This is a genomic window from Deltaproteobacteria bacterium, from assembly GCA_003696105.1.
Lineage (GTDB): Bacteria > Myxococcota_A > Polyangia > Haliangiales > J016 > J016.
Map to the genome: position 1 here is coordinate 1 of RFGE01000233.1, position 19,158 is coordinate 19,158.

The following is a 19,158-nucleotide window of genomic DNA, read 5'->3' on the forward strand; positions in this document are numbered from 1 at the left end:
CGCCTCGCTCGCCGCGGCCGGCGCCCCGCTCGCCGCGGCCGCCGCCTCGCTCGCCGCGGCCGGCTCCTCGCTCGCCGCGGTCGCCTCCTCGCTCGCCGCGGCCGCCTCCCCGCTCGCCGCGGCCGGCTCCTCGCTCGCCGCGGCCGCCTCCCCGCTCGCCGCGGCCGCGATCGCCGCCTCCTCGGCGCCGCCGCTGTCGCGGGCCGCGGCGAGATCGTCTCGGCGAAGGCGGAGCGTGGGCTCCGTCCCGCGCTCGCCCCCCGGCGCGCCGGCCGCGGGCAACTCCGACGCGACCGAGGCGCCGCCGCCGAACAGTTCGGTGCGCTCGGCCGGGCTCGTGACATCCTCGAGGCGCTCGCGCGCGACCGTGATCTCGCCGCCCGCCGACACGGATGGAACCACGGCGGCATAGCCCGACAGATCGGCCTCGGTCACCGGCAGCAGGGACGCCCACGCGCCGGGCTCACCCGGCACCGGCCCCGTCGGCTCGGAGTCGGCGCAGCGCACCGGTCCGGGGATCGGTGCGCCCGTCGTTTGCCACTCCTCGATGGCGAGCGCCGCCCGCGCGCCGTCGGCGCGCTCGGACCGGTCGACCGGAGCGATGATGCCGAGTTCCGCCAGCCGCACCGCGACCCGCAGCGTCTCGAACACCCGATACGGGCTGTCCTCGATGACGTCCGCGACCGTGCGCGCGCCGTCGAACAGCCGGGCCACGACGACGACTGGATGCGGCAAGCCGTCGAGCCGATTCGCGTCGAACGACCACACCTGCGCGGGAGACAGCGGCCCCGCCTCGGCGCGCACGGCCGCCAGAAACCGTTCCGCGTCGGCGACGATCTCGGCTTGCGACAGGGGGATCTGCCGCCGGCGAACGACCTCCTCGACGCGAACGTCGACGCGCGCGTCGGACCACAGCAGCAGTTGGTGCAGCGCCGCGATCCCGTGCAGCACGCCAACCTGCGCCGACGTCACCTCCCCCCGGTACAGGCGGAGTTCCCCGCGGCGGAGGCCGCGCACGAGCGTGGCGACGCCGTCCCACCGCGCTTCCCCGAGCGCGCGCACCAGCCATTGGACGCCGTACAGGTCGCGAAGCTCGCCGGCGAACGTCGGCGCCCCCGCTCCCTCGCGCCGAGCGGCGAGCAACCGAGCCAACACGACGACGTCGCGCGCGAACGCCGGACGCGGCACGAACACGGTTGCACCGGCAGCGAACGCACGCTCGCGAGCCGATTCGTCGCCGATGTGGATGACCGGGAGCGGCCGCCCCGACGCGCGGAAACCGCCCCGCAGCCGCTCGATCGCTTCGACACCGGACAGCTCGCTCACCCGCTCGCCGACGATCACGAGTTGGCGCTCGCCGAGTCGCAACGCCGCATCGACCGCGTCGAGCGACTCGGCCGCCGCGACACCGATGCCCTCGCGCTCGAACGCAAACCGGACGGCTTCGCGCGCGCGCGGCTCCGATTCCGCCAGCACCAGGCTGTTGAGCACACCCGCCATACGTCGGCCGACGAGTATAGCCCGGCCACCGCAGCGCCAGTCGCCCGGCGCATCCCCTTGGGCCGCCGCCGCCGCGACGGGTTCCGAGTTTCCGCTATACTGCGGCCGGATCAAGGCCGCGACTGCCCGTGATTACTCTAAAAATCGTCCAAGGAAGCGCCCGTGGGAAGGTGTTCGAGACGGACCGGCCCGCGATCACGATCGGACGCGCCGATACGAACACCGTCGTCCTGCCCGACTACCACCTGTCCGGCGAGCACGGGCAGATCTTCTGCGAGGCGGACCACTACATCTATCGCGACTTGCGATCCACGAACGGGTCGGTCCTGCGCCGCGACGGCCGCGCGATCGCCATCGACGCGACGACCGGCTACGAGATCACCCTGCGCGACGGCGACCAACTCGCGCTCGGCGACCCGCGCGATCCGGTGGTCATCGAGGTGTCTTTGGCGACTGCGGCGCCTGAGCAAGCCGAAGCCGCCGAGCGATTCATCGCGTCTCGGTCCATCGTCGACCTGCCGGCGGTCACCGACCGGGTCGAACACGATCCCAAGACCGCACTGCGGATCTACAAGGCGCTGGCGCCGCTGTCGTCGCGCCTCGACCTGAGCGAGGTGCTCGACGCCATCGTCGTCGCCGCGTTCGACTTGATCGAGCGCGCGACTCACGTGTCAATCCTGCTGCGGTCGGACACCGACGAGGACCGCTACACCGTGGCGCTCGCGCGCCAGCGCCAGAAACCAGGAGAGCGTCCGACGACGGAGGTCGGCGCGGACGGCGTGCGGGCCAGCCGGTCGATCCTGCGGCGAGTCCTGGCCGAGCGCGCCGCCGTTCTCACCGCCAACGCCCAGAAGGACATGCCCGGCTCCGAGTCGATCATGAGCGGCCGGATCTTTTCGATGCTCGCCGTGCCGTTGTGGCGCGGCGACGAGATCATCGGGCTCATTCAGATCGACAACCGCACCGGTAGCGGCATGTTCACCGAGCGCGACCTCGAAGTCGCGCTCATTCTTGGCGGCCAGGCCACACTCGCGGTCGACAATGCGCGGCTCGTCTCTCGGCTGAAAGTCGCTCAGGAGCAGCTGCGCGGGGAGAACGTCTACTTCAAGACGCGCGAGGCCAACCGGCGGTTCGAGAACATCATCGGTGAGTCGCGCGCGATGAAGGACGTGCTGGCGCAACTCGAGAAGGTGATCGACACGCGCGCGACCGTGTGCATCGAAGGCGAAACCGGCACGGGCAAGGAGCTGATCGCCAGTGCGATCCACTATCAGTCGCGCCGGGCCGACAAGATGTTCGTCGCGCAAAACTGCGCTGCGTTGCCCGAGAACCTACTCGAGTCCGAGCTGTTCGGGCACAAAAAGGGCGCGTTCACCAGTGCCGACTCGGACAAAAAGGGCCTGTTCGAAATCGCGGACGGCGGCACTCTGTTTCTCGACGAGATCGGCGAGATGCCGCTGTCGCTGCAGGCCAAGCTGTTGCGCACCCTGCAGGAGGGGACGATTCGGCCGGTCGGCGCCACCGCCGAGCGCGCCGTGGACGTGCGCATCATCTGCGCGACCAACCGCGATCTACAGGCGGAAGTGCAAAAGGGTACGTTCCGGCAGGATCTGTACTACCGGCTGATGGTGTTCCCGATCCGATTGCCCCCCCTGCGCGAGCGCCGCGAGGACATCCCGCTGCTCGCCGACCACTTCCTGCGGCGCTATTGCACCGAATACCGGCGGTCGGTCGCCGGTTTCTCACAAGAAGCGCTCGACGCTCTGTGCGCCTATCACTGGCCCGGCAACATCCGCGAACTCGAAAATGAAGTGCAGCGACTCGTCATCCAGGCCGACGAAGGCGCGTGGATCGAAGTCGAACACCTGTCGCCGCAAATTCGGAAGGTCGAGGGCACGATCGCGCGCATCGCCCCCAAGAAGGGGACACTCAAGGAGATGATGGAACAGGTGGAGCGGTGGCTGCTGGCCGAGGCGCTGCGCGAACACGGCAATAACAAGACCAAGACCGCGCAGACGCTCGGCATCACGCGCGAGGGCCTGCACAAGAAGCTCGCCAAGTACGGCATGTAGCGGCGTCGCGAGCCGCCGGCGATCCCGTCATGCGCGCCGGAAGCGAGCAAGTCCGCGGCGCAACGGCGCGATGAGCGGCGCGGGCCCGGTCCTGCGCGGCGGCCGCCACGAGACCACAGGCCAGCCGCGCGCGACCGCGACGCGGCGCAAGCGCGGATCCGGGTCGACCGCGACCGGGTGGCCGACGCGCTCGAGCATCGGCAGGTCGGTCAGGCTGTCGGTGTAGAACCAACTCGCGGCGAGATCGATGCCGTGCTCGGCCGCGAATCGCTCAGCGTGAGCGACCTTGCCGCGGCCGAAGCACAGCGGCTGCAGCGGACGCCCGGTGAATCGGCCGTCGACGACCTCGTAGCGAGTGCACAAAAATGCATCGAGCCCGAACTGGTCGGCGGCCATCGCCGACTCGTACGGGGACGACGACGTGAGGAGCACCAGCGGATGGCCCGCGGTTCGGTGGCGGTCGAGCACCTCCCACGCCCCAGGCGCCGCACGGCAGGCGACCTCGTCGCGATACCAGCGCTCGGTCCAGCCGCGCACGGTGTCCTCGTCGAGACCGGCGATCGTCTCGAGCGCTTTGCCCATCACCCGATCCATGTCGATCACGCTGAGCTTGTAGCCCGCGAGATACACGAGCGCCTCGACATACTGACGACGGGTGATGCGCCCGACCCGCAGCTCGCGCCGGATCCACAGCGCGCCGCTATTGACAGCGAGCAACGTCGAATCGAGGTCGAAAAACGCCGCCGGTTGCCCAGGTGCCACGCGCTACGTATAGCGCATCGACGGCCCCCGCGCTGGCGCGACGACGCCATGGGAACTCGCCAACCGTGACGGCCATCGCGGACCCGTTCCCGTGCGAGCGTCACCGTCCCTTGTGGATCGGCGTGTACTCGCTCGTCGCCCCGGCTTGCCCGCGCCGGGCAGTGCGTCTCGATCGTGCGCGGCGAACCGACGATCGCCGAGCCAGGTGGCTGTCGCGCATCGCCACGGGCTGCGGTCGCGCTCTGCGGGCGATCTCCGGTGTGCGTCCTCGCGCCGTTGAGTTGCGCAGGGTCATACGCGCCCTCGTGCGCTGCGGGGGTGCGCCGCACATCCCCTCTCGCGACTTCGCTGGCGCGCCCTACACGCGACAGCCGGCTACGGGCGGTCCCTGAACATGCGCTGTCCCTGAAGCGTCATGCCGCGTTGCTCCGCAGTTCCTTGGGCCCGCCGAGCGCCTTCGTCGCGCCTTGCCCGAGGTTCGATGGACTTGGCGCGGCGCGCATTGTATTCGGGGCCAGCGCTAGTTTCCCGCGCGCGTCGCGATCGCGATCTTCCGCAAGCCAGCCGACTTGGCCTTCTCCATGACGTCGACCACGCGCCGGTGCGCGGCCTCGCCGTCGGCCTGGATCACGACTTGAGTTTCCCGGTCCTTTCCGAAAGCGTTCTGGAACACGGTGGGCAGATCGGATTCGGCGACCGGCTGGCCGTTGACGAACACGTCGCCGCTCGCGGTGATGCCGACGACGAGCGACGCTGCACCCGGTTCGATCTCCTTGGCCGCGCCGTCCGGCAAGTTGATCTTGAGCCCGGAACGCTGCGCGTTGAGCGCACGCTGCTCGCGGCGCTGCATCTGGGTCACCGCCGCCGCAGCGTAGAACATCAAGATGATCATCAACACGAGGATCACGTCGGTCAGCGGCGTGATGTTGATCTCGGCGAAGATCGCGCCGCCGCCGTCCTCGGCCGGGTCGATCGACGCCGTCTCACTATGCGGCATCCCGATGGCCATCGTCCTCCTCGCCGTCTGCGTCGCGCGTGGTCGCGCCGTCGGTCTGGCCGCCCGCCTGCGGCCCGTGTGCCACGAGCACCTCGAGGAACTCGTCGGTGAGCAGCTTCATCTCGGCGGCCATCCGCGCCATCCGCTGGTTCAGGAAGTTGAAGATCACGACCGCCTCGACCGCCACGATGATGCCGGCGGCGGTAACGTACAGCGCCTCCGCGATCGGACCGGCGACCACGTCGATGCTGGTCTTGCCGCCCGCCGCGTCGATTCCGCTGAACGCGCTGACCACGCCGAGCACCGTGCCGAACAGCCCGATGAACGGCGCGGTGGCACCGATGGTGCCGAGAATCCACACCCACCGCTTCATATCGGTGGTCACTCGAATGCGCTCGCGATGGACGGCTGCCACCAGCTCCTCCTGGCTGGATCGACCGAACCGCTCGTAGCCGACCAAGAACACGTCGGCCAGTGGGGACTTCGACCGCTCGCACGCGGCACGCCCCTCGGCGAACGCGCCGCGCGCGAGGCACCGCGTAACGGTCTCGGTGAGCGCGCGCGCCTTGTCCATGAAGGCCCAGTGCGCGGTGATGCGCTCGAGCCCCACGGCGACGGCGAGCACCGAACAGCCGACGATGATCCACATCGGGACCCCGCCGCCGTGAATGATGTCCCACAGCGATTTATGCATGCGAAGCTCGAATTATGGCGCGAACGGCGCGCGGTAGCCACCGCCATCGAAATCGACGTACACCGGCGCCGTGACCGCCGTCGCCGGAATGCCGATGCCGCGCATCGCGGCGTCGATCGCCGCCTTGTCGCCGGTGGTGAGCACCTCCAGATTGGAGGCGTCGATGCCATTTTCCATCACGGGGAAGATGCCGCGATCGCCGCGCACGCGGACGACGACCCACGCATCGGTGCCGGTGGCCCCCTCGCGGTTGAGCATCGCCATGTCCGCCTCCGACAGCGTGAACGTCACCGTCGCCTCGTATCGCTGATAGCCGGGCGCCACATCGACCAGGTCCACGGTCATCGCGCGCGGCGCGATCGGCGCGAGCGCGCACGGCGCGTTGTCGGGCAGCGTATCGATGTCGCGACTGGTGAAACAGGCCGCCGGCTGCAGCCACGTCTCCTTCCGCTCGCGGCTGTTGGGCGTCGAGTTCACGAACAACTCGATCGTGTCGAACTCGGCCCAGTCCGGCGCGTACACGCGGATCGTGAGGTCGACGCTGCCGGACGTGCCGTCGACCACGCTGCCGATCGGCGACCCGGTGAAGCCGGCCGCATCGATCATAATGTGCGGCCCGTTGGTCATGATGATATCGCGCGGGGTGCCGCCGCGGCCGGTGAGCGTGTCGATGACGTCGTCGACGATGCCGGGGTTCGCCAGGTCGGCGGCCGTGTCGCCGGGTACGCGCACCATCGTCCGCGGCATGCCGGTGTGATCGCTCACGACCTTGTGCGTGTCCGAGTTGCCCATCGGCGAGATCTCTAGGCCGAACGACAGGAAGTTGAACCAGTCGCGCATCACGCGGTCGAGCCGCATGTTCTCGCGAACGCCGTCGCCGTTGGTGTCCTTCATCTTGTGGCCGTTCCACACCTCGAGCGCGTCGAAGCTGTCGTCCCAGATGGTCGTGACCTCGGGAAAGCGCAGCCACTGAAGCGGAACGGACCCCAGATCCGGATCGCCGTCGATCGCGCGCCGGTCGTAGTCGAACGTCAGCCCGCAGCGGTCGAAGTACTGCATCATGTCCGAGAAGTCGGCGGACGTGGCGCGCGGGTGGTTCACTTGAATGACCTCGGCGCCGGCGCTGCGCGCGGCATCCCAGATCTCGCCGGGGATCATCGCGTACCCGGCGGTGCCACGCGCCCAGTCGATCGCGCCATGCGACGGGTTGTCGTCAGTCGGTTTGATCGGAAACGCCTGGAAGTGGCCGAACGCGAAGGGAGTCACCTCCTCGCCCGGCACGGCCCGCAGGTAGCGGTCGAGCCCCATCGCCTCGATGATCGGCTGGAAGTCGCTCACGAAATCGTGGTCGGTCGACGCGAAGAATTCGACGCCCTCGGACACGAACGTGCGGATGCGGTCCTCGCGCGTGACGATCGAGTCCGGCGATCCGATCGAGTGCTGGTGGAACTCGGTCGCGAGGTAGCCGGGGGTCGGCGCCACCTGGCGCAGCCGGAACGTGAGTTCAGCGGGCGGGTCGCCGGCCACGATGTCCAAATCGGCCCAGTCGACCGACCATTCGGTGCCGCGCGTCGCGTACACGCGATAACGCCCCGGCGGCAGTTCGAGCGGCTCGTCCGCGCCATCCCCCATGTCGACCGACGTACCGTACGCCGAAGGGATCATCGTAACCACGCCGGTCATCCGGTCGGACGTGTCGAACAGGCGCGTGTCGGGCTGCGCCGGGTGCTCGCCGACGACGACGAGGCGGCCCGGAATCGTGTTACCCGTCTCGTCGTCGACGATCGTGTAGTCGAACGCGACCGGCTCCGGCAGCGACAGGTCGACCGACGCCGTCCCCGAACTGGCGTCGACCGCCACGGCATCGGACCGCGCGCGGTCGTAGACCTCGGCGCGCGCGAGATAGCGGCCGGGTTCGACCGTGGCGGTGAATGCGCCGGTCGCGTCCGGCACCGCGTACGTGCGCACGGGGTCGTCCGGGCCAATCGCGCCGTCGCCGTCGGCGTCCACGTACAGCCCGACGCGCACGCCGGGAGCACTTTCGCCGCCGGCATACCGCGCGGTGCCGGTGACGGTGGCCGCAGCACGCCCGCGCAGCGACAAGAACTCGCTCTCGATGTCTGCCGCGTCCGCCGCGACGACGACGTCCACTCGGTGCGTCGCGCCGGCACCCGGCGGCAGTTGGAAGTACCAGTGGTCCTCGTTGAGGACGTCGAGCAGCGCTTCGGCGCCGTACAGCACAATCGACACGCCCGCGATCGTCACCTGCGAGTTGGGCGCCTCGGCGCCGGGTTCGTACACCGGAACCAGCCCGTATGCCACGCCCGGCCCCTGGTAGACGATGTAGTCGATCGGCGTCGGGTCGGCGAGCGTCGTGATCGCGTCGAGGCCCGCCCGCTCGAACCCGCGCGTCGGCGCGAACACTTCGGTGACGCCGCCGGTATCGTTGAGCATCCCGAACGGCCCCGTCACCGGCATGCCGTCCTCGGGGTTGAAGAACGTCCAGTACACCTCGAGCACGGCCGAGTCGGGTTGCAGCACGTAGGTCGTCGCGCACTCGATCGCGTCGTCGATGTCCGGATCGATCTCGTCCGGGATCGACAGGGCGCCGATGCCCTTGAGGTTGATGAAGTCGTTGACCGCGCTGTGGCCTCGCGCGCGGACGACCGCGGCGCCGCCGCCCGAACCGTCCTGCACGACCTCGACCGACTCGTGCTCGCACGTGCGCCCCACGAGGTACACGGCGGACAACTCGCCGAAGTGATCTTCGGAGACGTCGTTGCCATCCTCGTCGATTGCGACCGCGTCGACGAGGTTGCCGCCCTGCGGCACGACACCGATGACGCGCGCGGGCGACTGGATGACGAACCGCGCACGAGAGTTCCGCATGAAATAGTCGCCGACCATCCCGTGCGCCGCGGCGCCCGGAATCAGCTCGTCCGCGCTGGTGATCGCGCCCGCGAACACCGTCTGCGCCTCGCCGGTCGGCGGCGGCACCGGCGGCAGGAAGTCGTCGAGGGACGCGGAATCGCCGGTGTCCGAACCACATGCCGCCGCAGCCAGCCCGACGGCCGCCGCGACCGCGCACACGCCCAAACGTCGCCGTGTCATCGCCAGGATTGTAGTCCGTTGCGCGCGCCGCGGACATACAGCTCTCGAAACCCGTCCGTGGCAAAAATACCTCGAAAATCATGGCAAATACACCCCATACCCCGCATCTACCTTCCAACAATCGTTCGACATCCCTACGGTGGCGCCGGGTCCGCCCTTTGCACTGCGGACCCGCACGGGCTCCATGCGTTGCCTCATCATCGACGACGACGAATCGCCGCGCACGCTCATGGCGCGGATCGTAACCGATGCCGGCCACCGCGCGATCGCCGTGGCGTCCGGCGATGCGGCGATGGCGGCGCTGCGCGATCACGGGTTCGACGTGGCGCTCGTGGACATGGAGATGCCGGGGATGGACGGCGCCGACACGATCGCGCGCCTGCGGCGGCTCGCGCCCGGCCTCCGGGTGCTCGTCGTGTCCGGCTACGAGGACCGCCGGCACGTGATGTCTGCATTCGAAGCCGGCGCCGACGGCTACCTGCTCAAGGACGAGCTCCATGAATCCCTGCGAAAGAGCCTCGATGCGGTGCGCGCCGGGCACGCCCCCCTGAGCCCGCGCGTGGCCGCGGTCGTCCTCAAGCAGGTACGCCGTCGGGCCGGCTCCGAGCCTCCGCCGACGCACGAACGCGTGCGGGAAGCGCTGGGGCTGGGGCGCCCGATCGCGCGCCTTCGCAAGAACCCGCGGCTCGGCGCCGGGACGGGGTCGCACGGGTCGATCGACGCCGGGGACGCCGGCGGCGACGGCGACGGCGGCGACGGACCCGCGCGCTGACGAGCCGGCGCGCCGGCTCGAGTTCCGCTACAGTGTCGCCATGTCACGGGTCGTCCATTGCGCCAAGCTCCAGCGCGAGCTTCCTGCGATGCCCTACAAGCCGTTCAACAACGAACTCGGCGAGCGCATCTTCAACGAGATCTCGCACGAGGCGTGGAAGATGTGGCTCGAGCACTCGAAGATGATCGTCAACGAGTTTCGGCTCGACCTGACCTCGCCGGAGGCGCACCGGATCCTGATGGAGCAGTGCGAGCAGTTCTTCTTCGGAGAGGGGGCGGCGCTGCCACCGGACTACGTGCCGCCGCCGGCCAAGTGACCGCGTGACTCGCCGGGCCACGACGCCCACTGGCGACGCGCCGCCCCGGCGCGCGCTGGTCGTCGCGTGCTACGAACTGGGCCGGCCGCCGCACGGCGTGGCGCTCGCCGCCGCCGCGTTGTCCCGCGCGGGCTGGTCGGTGCGCGCCGTCGACCTGTCGGTCGACCGCCTCGACGACGATGCGGTGCACGGAGCAGACGCGGTCGCGATCGCCGTGCCGATGCACACCGCGCTGCGCCTCGGCGCCGCCGTCGGCCGCCGCGTGCGCGCGGCCCGCCCCGGCATCCCGATCGTATACTTCGGCTCGTATGCGCCGCTGAACGAGGCCTACTTGCGCGCGTGCGGCGCGGACGCGGTCGTGGCCGGCGAATGCGAGTCGGCGCTCGTCGACGCCATGGCCGGGCGCACCCCGGCCGCACCGGTATCGCTCTCGCGCGCGCGATTGCCGGTGCCGCGGCGCGACGTGCTGCCACCACTTTCGCGCTACGCCAAGCTGGTCGACGCCGGTGGGCGTCAGCGTCTCGCCGGCTACACCGAAGCGACCCGCGGCTGCCTGCACATGTGCCGGCACTGCCCGATCCCTCCCATCTACGGCGGCCGACTGGTCCCGGTCGACCGCGACGTCGTGCTCGCGGACATCGCTCAGCAGATCGCGGCGGGCGCCGAGCACATCTCGTTCGGCGATCCCGACTTCTGGTGCGGCCCCGGCCACGCGATGCGCATCCTTCGCGACATGCACGACCGCTGGCCGGGCGTGTCGTTCGACGCGACGATCAAGATCGAGCACCTGCTGCGCCACGCGGCGCTGCTCCCCGAGCTTCGCCGGCTCGGCTGCGCGTTCGTCGTCAGCGCGGTCGAAGCGGTCGACGACCGCGTGCTGGCCAAGCTCGCCAAGGGCCACACTCGCGCCGACGTCGACCGCGCGCTCGCGCTGGCGAGGGAGGCCGGCGTGCCCGTGCGCCCGACGTTCGTGCCGTTCACGCCGTGGATCGACCTGCCCGGCTTGCTCGACCTGCTCGACTTCATCGAGTCGCGCGACCTGGTCGGGGCCGTCGACCCGGTCCAGCTCACGGTGCGGCTGCTCGTACCGCCGGGTTCGCTGCTCGCGGACGAACCGGAGATGGGGCCGGTGGACGCCGAACGCCTCACGCACGTGTGGACGCACCGCGACGAACGCGTGGACGCGCTCCAGCGCCGGGCGGAGGCGATCGTCGCCGCGGGGGGCGACTACGCCGCCGTGCGCGCGGCCTACTACCAGGCTGCCGGCGTCGCGCTGCCGCCGCTTCGCCCGCCGGAGCGAATCGCGCCGCGCATGACCGAGCCGTGGTTCTGTTGAAGCGAGCCGACGGAGCGCCAGTTCGGCGCTCTCGTGTAGCCGCGCGGCGCGGATCAACGGCCGGCGCCGGCGAGCAACAGGTCGACCAGCGCGTCTGCCAGGTCGTCGCCGGCGGGCAACCCCGCGAGCGGCGCCGCGTCGCCGAGCGCCCGCCGCACGAGCTGCGCCGGCCCCGCGAGCGCGATCGCGGCCGCCGCGATCGCGGCCTGCGGCACGTCGTCGCGCAGGCTGCCCTCGCGCACTCCGTCGGCGATCGCGGCGGCGACCAGACGGACGTGACCGCGGCGGAATCGCTCGAACAGCCGGTGGCGCCGCGCGCTCGACGACAACAGCTCGCGCGCGACGAGACGCACGGTGTCGACCTCGACGTCCGACACCCGCGCGAGGCGCGCGAACAGTCGCCGCAGCCGCTGCGGCGCCGGCACGCCGGGCGCGAGCGCCCGCTCGAGATCGGCGAGCAGCGCGGCGTACACCTCGTCGACGACCGCGAAAAACAGCTCGTCCTTCGTCCGAAAGTAGTAGTAGACCATGCCGATACTGGTGCGGGCGTCGCGCGCGATCGTACGAAGCGGCGTGCCATCGACGCCGCGCGCGACAAACAGGCGGCGCGCGGCGCGCAGGATGCGAGAGCGAATGTCGGTGCGCGGTCGCGGCATGCTCAATCGAGCCTCTTGGAAAATCGCAGTGCCCCCAGCGTCACGAGCGCGCCGAGCAGGCCCGCGAGCCACGCCAGCTCGCCGGCGATCTCGCTCCAGCCAGCGCCCTTGAGCACGATGCCTCGCACGATCCGCAGAAAGTGGGTCAGCGGCAGCCCCTGGGCGAGCCACTGCGCCGGCCGCGGCATTCCCTCGAACGGGAACATGAAGCCCGACAGCAGGATGTTCGGCAGCAGGAAGAAGAACGACATCTGCATCGCCTGCTGCTGGGTCGCCGCCAGCGTCGAGAAGAACAGCCCCAACGCCAGGTTGGCGGCGATGAATACGAACGCGACGGCGAACAGAAGCCCCACCGAGCCGACCAGCGGCACGGCGAAGATCGAATGGCCGGCCAACAAGATGATCGTCATCTGCACGTAGCCGATCAGCACGTACGGGACGATCTTGCCGATGACGAGTTCCACGCGGCGGACGGGCGAGACGATCAGCTGCTCGAGCGTGCCGCGCTCGCGCTCGCGCGCGATGGCCATGGCGGTGAGCATGACCATGGTCATGGTCAAGATGACGCCGGTGAGCCCGGGCACGATGTACACCGCCGTGCGCAGGTCGGGGTTGTACCAGGTGTTGGCCTCGACCTCGACCGGCGCACCCGACGCGACGCCGCCGCGCGCGCGCACGCGGTCAACCAACACGCGGATCGACTGAGCGGTCGCCATCGCGGTCGCCGTATTAGTAGCACTTGCAACTGTTTGCGGATCGGCGCCGTCGACAATGAGCTGTACCCGTGCGGAGCGTCCGCGCAATACGTCGCGCGCATAGCCGGCCGGCACCACGACGGCCACCTTCGCGCGCCCCGCGCGCAGCGCGCGCCTGACCGCGTCGAACGACTCGGCGTGACCGACGACGTCGTAGTAGCCGGTGGCAGCGAGCGACCGCACGAACGCGCGCGACTGCGCCGACCGGTCGCGATCCGCCACGATGGTCGGGATGTGGCGCACGTCGGTGTTGATCGCGTAGCCGAACAGGACCAGTTGCAGGAGCGGAATCACCGCCATCATGGCGAGCGTGAGCCGGTCGCGCCGAAGCTGGAGCAGTTCCTTCCACGCGATGACGAACAGGCGCACGTCACTCTCCGCGGCGCGCACGCTCGTCCGCGCGCACCATCGACACGAACGCATCCTCGACCGTCGGGCGCGTCTCGCGGTACGCGCGCAGGCCGGCGCGCACGGCCGCGACTGCCGCGTCGACCGCCGCGCGCGGGTCGGCGCCGCCGCGCGTCGCAACGCGCAACACCGAGCCGAAGTGCGCCACCTCGTCGACGTCCGGCCGCGCGCGCAACACCGCCGCCACCTCGGTCGCCCGATCGACCTCGACCTCGGCGACGCGCAAGCCGCGCCGCGCGACGATCTCGGCCGGCGCGCCGACGTCGAGCAGCTCGCCGCGGAAGATGAACGCGAGGCGATGGCAGCGCTCGGCTTCGTCCATGTAGTGGGTGGTCAACAGCACCGTGGTCCCGGCGGCAGCGATGTGGTGGATGTGGTCCCAGAAGTCGCGGCGGCTCACGGGATCGACCCCCGCCGTCGGCTCGTCGAGAAACAGCAAGGGCGGCTCGTGGATCGTCGCGCTCGCGAGCGCGACGCGCTGCTTCCAGCCGCCCGACAGGGTGCCCGCGAGTTGATCGCGGCGCGCGGCCAGCCCCGCGCGGTCGATGACGTCCGCGACGCGCGCCCGGCGGCTTCGCCGCGGGATGCCGTAGATGCCCGCGTAAAACAGCAGGTTCTCGCGGACGGTGAGGTCCTCGTACAGGCTGAACCGCTGAGTCATGTAGCCGATCCGCCGCTTGATCGGCTCCGGCTGCTTCGACACATCGTATCCGACGACGGTTCCGCGGCCGCCGGTCGGGCGCAAGATGCCACACAGCATCCGAATCGTCGTGGACTTGCCCGCCCCGTTGGGGCCGAGCACGCCGAAGATCTCGCCGCGCCGGACCGACAGGGTCACGTCGCGGACGGCGATCAGATCGCCAAAGCGGCGCGACAGGTGCTCGGTCTCGATGATCGCCTCGGTCATCGCAGGTACACGAACGCGGGGACGCCCGCGTGCAACACGCGGTCGGGGTCGTCGATGCGGACGCGCACGCGCACGACGAGGTGCGGCCGCTCCGTTTCGCTGAATACGTAACGCGGCGTGAACTCGGTGCGCCGCTCGACGTATTCGACGCGGCCCTCCAGCGGCGTGTCGCGCGCGTCGACGTGAACCTCTGCGGCCGCGCCGACGCGCACGCCGTCGAGCTGAGCCTGCGGGACGAACACGTCCGCGAACGGATGCGTCACGTCCGCGACCGTCGCGATCGGCGCCCCGGCGCCGATCACCTCGCCGCGGTGGACGGCGACCGCGACCACGTCGCCGGCGACCGGCGACGCGAGCCGGTACCGCGCGAGACGCTCGGCTTCGGCGTCCGCCAGCGCACGCGCGGCGTCCGCCCGCGCCGCCGCGGCTCGCAGCTCTTGCGAGCGAGCCCCCGCGCGCAGGGCGCGCAACTGCTGCTCGGCCGCGCGCCGGCGGGCGACCGCGGCGTCGTAGCGCGCCTGGACCTCGTCGACGACCGACTGCGGCGACGCCCCGACCGTGCCCGCGAGTGCGCGATGGCGCGCGAGCAGCGCCGCGAGCTGTTTCTCCGCGGCGACCGCCGCGTCCAGTTCGGCGCGCGCCGCGCGGATGTCCTCGTCGCGTGCGCCGGCTTCCAGCAGCGCGAGCTGCGCGGCCGCCGCGTCGGCCTCCTTGCGGCGCGCCGCGACCACGGCGCGCTGGACCGCGTCGTCGAGGGCCGCGACCGGCTCGCCCGGCGCCACCGCGTCGCCCTCGTCGATCGCGAGATCCGCGAGCCGGCCGCCGACGTCGAACGCCAGGTCGACCTCGTCGTACTCGACGACGCCCTGCAGCGCCCCGGGAAAGCGCGGCTCCGGCTGGCAGCCGGTTGCCCCGGCGACGGCGGCCGCGCACGCGGCCACCCACAGATTTTTTATCATACGACTGATTATATACGTTCCGGCGCGCCGGACCGGCCGCTATCGCGGGCAGCTCGCGCCCGCTACGCCAGCCGGGGCGCGACGTCCACGTCGAGGCGAGCCCGCGCCGCCGCCAGCGCGGCGACCACCTGGTCGGGGCCGTCGCCGCGGGCGAACGCGAACCCGAGGTAGGCGTGGCCCTCCGGCAGCGGCTCGAGGATGTCGCCGCGACGCGCGGTAATCACCACGTCGACGACGCCCGGTACCGCCCGCGCGGCGTCCGCGCCGCGCACGCCGCGCAGCACGCCGGCCCGCTCGACCGGAAGCATCAGCACGCCGGACGCGGCGCGCTCCCGCGCCAGCGCGCCGACGTCTCGCCCGACGGCGTGCGCGATCACGACCTCCTCGAGGCTGACGCCGGCGCCGAACCGCAGCGCGCGGCCACACAGCCCGCCGATGGACCGCGCGGCCACCTCGACGACGACGGGTTCGATGCCCCCGGCGAGGCGCAACTCGGCGTGCACCGGTCCGTGGCGCAGCCCGATCGCGGCCGCGGCGGCGGCGACCGTGCGGCGGATCGCCCGCTGTACGTCGCCCGGCAGGCGCGACGGCGTGACGTAGATGGTCTCGGCAAAAAACGGCCCGTCGAGCGGTTCCGGCTTGTCGAACAGCGCCAGCGGGCGGACCTCGCCGTCGACGACGAGCCCCTCGAACGCCACCTCCGGTCCCGGCACGAACTGCTCGACGAGCACCCCGGCGTCCGCGGGCGCGCGCGCCGCCACGTCGGGGCGGCTCACCAGCGCGCGCAACCGGTCGAGCCGCGCGGCGAGTTCGTCCGGGTCGTCGGCGCGCATCACGCCGCGACTGGTCGACAGGTGGCGCGGCTTGACCACGACCGGGAAGCGAACATCCCCGGGAACCCGCCAATCGGCGACGTGCCGCCACGCGGGCTGTGCGACGCCGCCGGCGGCCAATAGTCGTCGCATCTGCAACTTATCGGCCGTCGCGCGTGCGGCGCTCGGCGCGTTGTGCGGCAGCCCGAGGCGCTCGCCGACCAGCGCGGCGATCACCGCCGTGCGCTCGTCGGTCGCCACCACGCCCGCGACGTCGCCCGCCTGCGCGACGATGGCGTCGGCGGCGCGCTCCGGCCGCCGGAAATCGACCGCGAGTGGCCCCTCGGCCCACCAGTTCGCGGCCAGGCGCTGGCAGCGATCGGTCGCCAGCACGACCTCGACGCCGACACGCCCGGCGGCGGCGACCAGGTCGCCGGTCTGGTATGCGGTCGTCGCCGCGATCACGAGCACGCGGTCCACGCGGGTGCAGTAGCACATCGCCGGCGCGACCGGCATCGGTTTGACGCCGCTGCGCGATGTGCTGCAATCCCGCCCGCGCCGATGACCGCTCCGATCGCGCTGCTGTCGCACTTCCCCGGACTCGCCGCCCGCGTGCCTTGGGCGGCGCTCGGCAACTGGCCCACGCCGGTCGAACCGCTCGACGCGCTCGCGCGCCAACTCGGCAGTTCGCCGCTGTGGGTCAAGCGCGAAGATCGCGCACACCCGGCGTTCGGCGGCAACAAGGTGCGCACGCTCGAGACGCTGCTCGCGCGCGCCGCGGAGGCCGGCGCCCAGCGCGTCTGGGCGACCGGGGCCTACGGATCGAACCACGCGCTGTGCACCGCGATCCATGCGCCGCGAGTGGGCCTCGCCGCGGGCGCATTATTGGTTCCGCAACCACTTACTGCCACGGCCGCACGCAACCTGCGCGCCCTGTACGCGACCGATTGCCGCGTCGTCGCGCTGCGGTCGGCCGCCGAGTTGCCGGTGGCGACCGTCGCGGTGTGCGCGCGGCGCGACGAGCGCGCCGCGGTCATGACGCCCGGCGGCGCGGTCCCGCGCGGCGCGCTCGGCCACGTGTCGGCTGCGCTCGAACTGGCCGGCCAGGTGGCCGCCGGCGCATGTCCGGCGCCGGCCGCGATCGTGGTCGCGTGCGGCAGCACGTGCACCGCGGCGGGCCTGTCGCTCGGCGTCCACCTCGCCGCTCGACTCGGCATCGGCTGGCGCGATCCGCCGCGCATCGTCGCCGTCCGCGTCACGCCGTGGCCGGTCACCAGCGCCGCCGCCATCGCGGCGCTCGCGGCGGCCACGTCGCGCGTCCTCGCCCGCCACGTCGGGCCGGTCGCGCGCGTCGGCTTGCGCCCGCTGCGGGCCGCCGTCGAGGTCGACGCGCGGTTTCTCGGCGGCGGCTACGGGCGGCCCAGTCGCGCGGGTGCGGCAGCCGCGGCGCAGTTTGCGGACGCCGGCGGGCCGCCGCTGGACGAGGTCTACTCGGCGAAATCGGCGGCCGCGTTCGTCGCGCGCGCCCGCGCCGGCGCGCCCGGCCCCCTTCTATATTGGGCGAGCCGCAGCTCGGCGCCGCAGGCGCTGGCGACCGCGGGCCTGCCGCGGCACGTCCGCCGGTGGTTGGCCGGCCCGCCCGCGCGCCCGGGCTGACGCCGCATGGCCCGGGCGCAGGACGAGGGTCGGCGCGACGCCGGCACGCCGCGCGCGGTGCGCCGCGTAACCGCTCAAAATCACAAGCCCCTTGTCGGCGTAGGGCGCGGGCTCCGGCGCGGGAATATTTCGAGTTGCGCACCGGTCTTGAGGTCGTCACACTTGCCTCGGGCGCGCCCCGCCGGGGTGCGCCGGCCCCGCGCCCTTGGGCCGCCTCCGGTCGCGGCGCGGGCTCCGGCGGCCGAGCCGCCGTGTTCGTGTTTCCGTACTGACGTGTCGAACTCATCCAATCCCATCGCCCTGCACCGCGCGCCCGCGAACGACGAGCGGCCGCGCCGCCCGGTCCCGGCCGCCAACCCGCTGGCGACCTACCTCGGCGAACTCGCCGAGCACACGGTCATGACGCCCGACGAGGAGCGCCACCTCGCTCGCGAGATCGAGCGCCGCGACATCGCCGCGTGGGAGGCGCTGCTGTCGTACCGCCCCCACGTGCGCGGTCTGCTCGCGGAACTCGAGCGACGCCTGGGCGACGCCTCGCCGTCGTTCGCCGCGTTGCGCCGCGCCGACACCCTCGCGCGCAAGTCGCGCGGCCGCGCGCCGCGCGCCCGCTACGACCGTGCCGTCCAGCAGGTGGCTGCGCTGCTGCGCCATGCCGACCGCGACCGAGAGGCGTTCGACGCGCTCGTCGCCGGGGTCGACCGCCTCGCCGCGCGCCGCCGCGACCGCGGGTTCGCCGCGTACGCCGAACGGGTGCGCCGCGCGCGCGCGGCAGCCGACGCGGCCCGACGCGAGTTCGTCGAGCGCAACCTGCGGCTCGTCGTGACCATGGCGCGCAAATTCGCCGCCAGCGGCGCCATGCCGCTGCCCGACTTGATCCAGGAGGGCAATATCGGCCTGATCAAAGCGGTCGACCGGTTCGACTACCGCAAGGGGTTCCGGTTTTCGACGTACGCGTGCTGGTGGATCCGCCACCACATCGGCCGCGCGATCGCCGACAAGAGCCGCGCGGTGCGCCGCCCCGTCCACGTACTCGACACGGCGCACCGGCTCGCACGCGTGAGTCAGGAGTTGCGCCTGCAACTGGGCCGCGATCCGACGGTGGACGAGATCGCCGACGCGGCCGGCGAGACGCCGCAGCGCGTGCGCGACACCTGGCAGCGGGTGGCCGGGGCCGAGGTGTCGCTCGACGAGCCGGTCGGCGAGGACGGCACGCGCACGCGGTTGGAGCTTCTGCCCGACGAGGACGCGCGCGACCCGGACGCGACCGTGGCCGAACGCGAGCGCGCCGCGGCGCTGCGCGAGCGGCTGCGCGGGCTGTCGGCCCAAGAAGCCGACATCGTCCGCCGCCGGTTCGGCTTCGACGGGGGTCGCGAGTACACGCTGCAGGAGATCGCCAACGACTACGGGCTGTCGCGCGAGCGCATCCGCCAGATCGAGGCGCGAGC

General features: G+C 71.7%; 16 protein-coding genes. 6 read left to right on the forward strand and 10 right to left on the reverse strand.

The features are described from left to right. A partial coding sequence (locus tag D6689_15330; GenBank protein RMH39883.1) for a hypothetical protein occupies positions 1 to 1,500 on the reverse strand: 1,500 nt, incomplete at its 3' end. A 128-nt stretch (positions 1,501 to 1,628) separates the two neighbouring features. Here D6689_15330 and D6689_15335 point away from each other — a divergent pair. Continuing rightward, the gene (locus D6689_15335) at positions 1,629 to 3,572 is read left to right on the forward strand and encodes an FHA domain-containing protein (GenBank protein RMH39884.1); all 1,944 of its coding nucleotides are present in this window, start codon (positions 1,629 to 1,631) and stop codon (positions 3,570 to 3,572) included. Positions 3,573 to 3,599: 27 nt separating this feature from the next. Here D6689_15335 and D6689_15340 read toward each other — a convergent pair whose 3' ends face one another. The 4 genes from D6689_15340 to D6689_15355 all read right to left on the reverse strand — a co-directional run bounded on the left by D6689_15340 (position 3,600) and on the right by D6689_15355 (position 9,121). Further along, on the reverse strand, positions 3,600 to 4,334 hold the full coding sequence (locus tag D6689_15340; protein RMH39885.1) for an HAD family hydrolase: 735 nt from the start codon (positions 4,332 to 4,334) through the stop codon (positions 3,600 to 3,602). Between the two features lie 520 nt (positions 4,335 to 4,854). Further along, the gene (locus tag D6689_15345) at positions 4,855 to 5,343 is read right to left on the reverse strand and encodes a biopolymer transporter ExbD (protein RMH39886.1); all 489 of its coding nucleotides are present in this window, start codon (positions 5,341 to 5,343) and stop codon (positions 4,855 to 4,857) included. After that, on the reverse strand, positions 5,321 to 6,025 hold the full coding sequence (locus tag D6689_15350) for a MotA/TolQ/ExbB proton channel family protein (GenBank protein RMH39887.1): 705 nt from the start codon (positions 6,023 to 6,025) through the stop codon (positions 5,321 to 5,323). The genes D6689_15345 and D6689_15350 overlap by 23 nt, the downstream gene beginning before the upstream one ends. 12 nt (positions 6,026 to 6,037) lie before the next feature. Continuing rightward, positions 6,038 to 9,121 (reverse strand): hypothetical protein, encoded by a 3,084-nt coding sequence (locus D6689_15355; GenBank protein ID RMH39888.1) that lies wholly within the window; start codon positions 9,119 to 9,121, stop codon positions 6,038 to 6,040. Between the two features lie 199 nt (positions 9,122 to 9,320). On the opposite strand from D6689_15355, the gene D6689_15360 reads away from it, so the two are divergent. The 3 genes from D6689_15360 to D6689_15370 are packed head-to-tail and all read left to right on the forward strand — an operon-like array spanning position 9,321 to position 11,560. Then, positions 9,321 to 9,908: a response regulator gene (locus D6689_15360; protein ID RMH39889.1), complete on the forward strand. Its 588-nt coding sequence runs from the start codon at positions 9,321 to 9,323 to the stop codon at positions 9,906 to 9,908. A 40-nt stretch (positions 9,909 to 9,948) separates the two neighbouring features. After that, on the forward strand, positions 9,949 to 10,224 hold the full coding sequence (locus D6689_15365; protein RMH39890.1) for an oxidative damage protection protein: 276 nt from the start codon (positions 9,949 to 9,951) through the stop codon (positions 10,222 to 10,224). A 55-nt stretch (positions 10,225 to 10,279) separates the two neighbouring features. Beyond that, positions 10,280 to 11,560 (forward strand): radical SAM protein, encoded by a 1,281-nt coding sequence (locus tag D6689_15370; protein ID RMH39897.1) that lies wholly within the window; start codon positions 10,280 to 10,282, stop codon positions 11,558 to 11,560. A gap of 53 nt (positions 11,561 to 11,613) precedes the next feature. Here D6689_15370 and D6689_15375 read toward each other — a convergent pair whose 3' ends face one another. The 5 genes from D6689_15375 to D6689_15395 form a co-directional block, all read right to left on the reverse strand. Beyond that, a complete protein-coding gene (locus D6689_15375) occupies positions 11,614 to 12,216 on the reverse strand; it encodes a TetR/AcrR family transcriptional regulator (GenBank protein ID RMH39891.1) in 603 nt (200 codons plus the stop codon). Between the two features lie 2 nt (positions 12,217 to 12,218). Further along, positions 12,219 to 13,394 carry an ABC transporter permease gene (locus D6689_15380; GenBank protein ID RMH39892.1) on the reverse strand — a complete coding sequence of 392 codons (1,176 nt, stop codon included), beginning with the start codon at positions 13,392 to 13,394 and terminating at the stop codon, positions 12,219 to 12,221. Further along, positions 13,342 to 14,286, reverse strand: a complete 945-nt coding sequence (locus tag D6689_15385; GenBank protein RMH39893.1) for an ABC transporter ATP-binding protein — start codon at positions 14,284 to 14,286, stop codon at positions 13,342 to 13,344. Before D6689_15385 ends, D6689_15380 begins: the two co-directional genes overlap by 53 nt. Beyond that, positions 14,283 to 15,245 carry an HlyD family efflux transporter periplasmic adaptor subunit gene (locus D6689_15390; protein ID RMH39894.1) on the reverse strand — a complete coding sequence of 321 codons (963 nt, stop codon included), beginning with the start codon at positions 15,243 to 15,245 and terminating at the stop codon, positions 14,283 to 14,285. The genes D6689_15385 and D6689_15390 overlap by 4 nt, the downstream gene beginning before the upstream one ends. Positions 15,246 to 15,307: 62 nt before the next feature. Further along, positions 15,308 to 16,555, reverse strand: coding sequence for an ATP-grasp domain-containing protein (locus D6689_15395; GenBank protein ID RMH39898.1), 1,248 nt, complete (start codon positions 16,553 to 16,555; stop codon positions 15,308 to 15,310). Positions 16,556 to 16,618: 63 nt separating this feature from the next. Here D6689_15395 and D6689_15400 point away from each other — a divergent pair, with 63 nt between their 5' ends. Next, positions 16,619 to 17,713: a hypothetical protein gene (locus D6689_15400; GenBank protein RMH39895.1), complete on the forward strand. Its 1,095-nt coding sequence runs from the start codon at positions 16,619 to 16,621 to the stop codon at positions 17,711 to 17,713. A 273-nt stretch (positions 17,714 to 17,986) separates the two neighbouring features. Next, positions 17,987 to 19,158: sigma-70 family RNA polymerase sigma factor (locus D6689_15405; protein RMH39896.1), on the forward strand; the 1,172-nt coding region annotated here is incomplete at its 3' end.